This window comes from Faecalicoccus sp., assembly GCF_036552745.1.
Taxonomy (GTDB): domain Bacteria; phylum Bacillota_I; class Bacilli_A; order Erysipelotrichales; family Erysipelotrichaceae; genus Faecalicoccus.
The window spans coordinates 1-2,824 of record NZ_JAXKBY010000210.1 but is presented as its reverse complement, the minus strand read 5'-3'; the positions used below and the strand labels follow the sequence as shown (position 1 = coordinate 2,824).

The window sequence follows — 2,824 nt, the reverse complement described above, 5'->3', positions numbered from 1 at the left end:
ATAAAAATATTAAAAAATGCGAAATTCTGAATGAAAAAGCACGTTTTCGTGGAAAGGAACCCCCTTTTACGCATCAAGTTGTTACCGGTGTCGATTGGATGATTGCGGCCAATTTTATGGAACAACCTTTTTACGTAGGGCTTAGAATTACCATGAAGGATGATACTCAGCTGGTTGTCTATATTTCAAAAAATCCGACACGAACACAAACCGATCAACATATCAAAGCCTTTCAGGAAGCAGAAAAGATCAAACATTTGATCGATCGTATCATTAATAAATATCAGTTGGAATCCGGACCGGTCACGGTAAATAAAAAAGAAAATACCTTTACGATCCATTCCGGCGACTGCGGTGTCTATCCATTGAATGAACTGGTTAAATGCAGCGTAGTTTTTGAGAAGGCAAGAGATGCCAAACACAATAAACCATTTGCCAGACAAATGTTGATCAGTCCGATGACACAAGGTTTTGCGGGCATTTATTCCCTTCATATTGGATTACAGTTTACTTTTAAAGATGGAAACAAAAAATATGCGTTTGTATCGCAAAATGCTGTACAACCTTATTCAGATGAATATCGAAAAATTCACCTACAGGCACAACAAATGCGTAAAGGAATTGTTAAACTGATTTCTCATTAGATATCCGAAAGGATATTTTTTTAAGATATATTGCGCATTGAAACTATTTGCACAATATCTTATAATAAAAGAAAAGAAATTGAGGTTATTTATGCCAAATTTAACATATGAAATTAGTGAAACCCCTTTAAATAAAATTAAAATGAACTTATTGTACATCTCACAAAGTATCTATGGTGATGATTGGCATAGCAGTATGCATACCCACCATTGTACGGAATTCTTCTATGTCACAAGAGGTACCGGGTTATTTCAAACCGATGGAGGAACGACAACACTGCATGAAGACGATTTGATGATCGTCAACCCCAATGTCAGTCATACGGAAATTGGAATCAAAGGGGAAACGTTTGAATATATCGTATTAGGATTTGAGGGAATGGAATTCTACAATGCGGATTTCAATCAACATATCCAGGTCTTTCAGGCAAACTACCAAGATTATAAACATGAAATCTTATTTTATCTAAAAACACTTCTTTTAGAAGCCAAGAATAAAGATCAGCACTATAAAGAGCTTTGTCAAAATCTTTTGGAAATTCTCATGATCAACATCATTCGCCGATCAAATATTCAATTAACGGTTTCACCAAGCCAAAAAGTAAATAAAGAATGTATCTTTGTTGAAAACTACATCAATGATCACTACAAAGAAAACATCACGCTGGATCAATTGGCAGAATTAGCTTATGTCAACAAATATTATCTGGCACATACCTTTAAGAAACAAAAAGGGATTTCTCCCATCAACTATCTTTTAGAGAAACGAATTGAAGAGGCAAAATATTTGTTGAAGACCACCAATCTTTCTGTCAATGAAATCGGTCGAATCGTCGGTTTTTCCTCACAATCGTATTTTGCACAGAGTTTTAAACGAGCTTTAGGCAAAACGCCGTTAGAGTTTCGTAAAAATAAATCTGAAACAGAATAAGGCTTTCCTCATGGAAAGCCTTACTTTTGTATATCGTGTAAAATCTTTTCGATCTTATTTCCCTGTTCCAGACTTGTATCCTGCACAAAGATCAAATCCGGCATTTTACGAATCTTAATCTTTTTCGCAAGATTTGAACGTATAAAACCTTTGCTTTGGTTTAATACACGTAAACCGGCATCATTGCGATCTTGTTTTCCTAAAAAAGATACATAGACCTTGGCAAGACTTAGATCCTTTGTACATTGTACATCGGTGACTGTCACAAAACCAAGCTTTGGATTCTTTAATTCAAACTGCAGGATGTTTGAGATTTCCCGCATGAGAATATGATCCATACGATCTGCTTTTAAACCAGCCATTATTCCTGCACTTCCTGATCTTCATACGCTTCAATGATATCATCGACTTTAATATCATTGTAGTTTTCAATGGTCATACCACATTCAAAGCCGCTATTGACCTCTTTGGCATCGTTTTCAAAACGACGTAAGGAACCAAGCTTACCTTCATAAATCACGATGCCATCACGAATTAAACGAACCTTACAGTCACGTTTGACACAACCATCCGTCACCATACAGCCGGCAATCGTTCCTACCTTGGAAACTTTATAGATTTGACGAACTTCAGCCTGACCGATGATAACTTCTTCATATACCGGTGCAAGAAGACCTTTCATGGCACCTTCTAATTCTTCCAATGCTTTATAAATAATGTTATGAAGACGAATCTCTACGCCCTCTTCTTCTGCTTTTTTACGAATGGCAGCACTTGGTCGGATATTGAATCCATAGATCAGTGCATTGGATGCACTAGCTAACATGATGTCAGATTCCGAAATCGTTCCTACTGTCGAACGAATCACATTGACACGAACCGTATCTACATCCAGCTTTTCCATGCTGGCCTTCAACGCTTCGGCAGAACCCTGCACATCCGCTTTGATCAAAACGTTGATCTCCTGAATATCGCCTTCTTCAACCTTTTTGGCTAAATCTTCCAAAGACATAGCACTGGTCTGATTACGTTCTTTCTCGATTTGTTTTTCCAAACGATGAGATGCGATTTCCTGTGCTTTCTTGTAGTTTGGATACGTCATAAAGACATCTCCGGCACGCGGTACATCATTGAGTCCAATAATTTCCACCGGACAGCTTGGTTCGGCACCCTTGATTTCCATACCACGATCATTAGTCATCTTACGAACACGTCCGTAAGAACTTCCAACAACAATGCTGTCACCAGT

At 37.6% G+C, this 2,824-nt stretch carries 4 protein-coding genes; 2 read left to right on the top strand and 2 right to left on the bottom strand.

The window, feature by feature from the left end:
* The coding region (locus U0M88_RS09765) for a hypothetical protein (protein WP_331869690.1) at positions 1-644 on the top strand (644 nt) is incomplete at its 5' end.
* Positions 645-735: 91 nt separating this feature from the next.
* Complete coding sequence (locus tag U0M88_RS09760; protein WP_117446871.1) at positions 736-1,575, top strand: AraC family transcriptional regulator; 840 nt, start codon at positions 736-738, stop codon at positions 1,573-1,575.
* Between the two features lie 20 nt (positions 1,576-1,595).
* Here U0M88_RS09760 and rbfA read toward each other — a convergent pair whose 3' ends face one another.
* Both rbfA and U0M88_RS09750 read right to left on the bottom strand, forming a co-directional pair.
* Positions 1,596-1,937 (bottom strand): 30S ribosome-binding factor RbfA, encoded by a 342-nt coding sequence (gene rbfA / locus U0M88_RS09755; protein WP_022789005.1) that lies wholly within the window; start codon positions 1,935-1,937, stop codon positions 1,596-1,598.
* On the bottom strand, positions 1,937-2,824 hold an 888-nt coding region (locus tag U0M88_RS09750; protein ID WP_442902249.1), incomplete at its 5' end, for a translation initiation factor IF-2. The genes U0M88_RS09750 and rbfA, both read right to left, overlap by 1 nt.

What these genes read in the sequence shown, in the direction of transcription:
- U0M88_RS09760 (WP_117446871.1), top strand. Translation starts at nt 736, where the DNA reads ATGCCAAATTTAACATATGAAATTAGTGAAACCCCTTTAAATAAAATT.
- rbfA (WP_022789005.1), bottom strand. Translation starts at nt 1,937, where the DNA reads ATGGCTGGTTTAAAAGCAGATCGTATGGATCATATTCTCATGCGGGAA.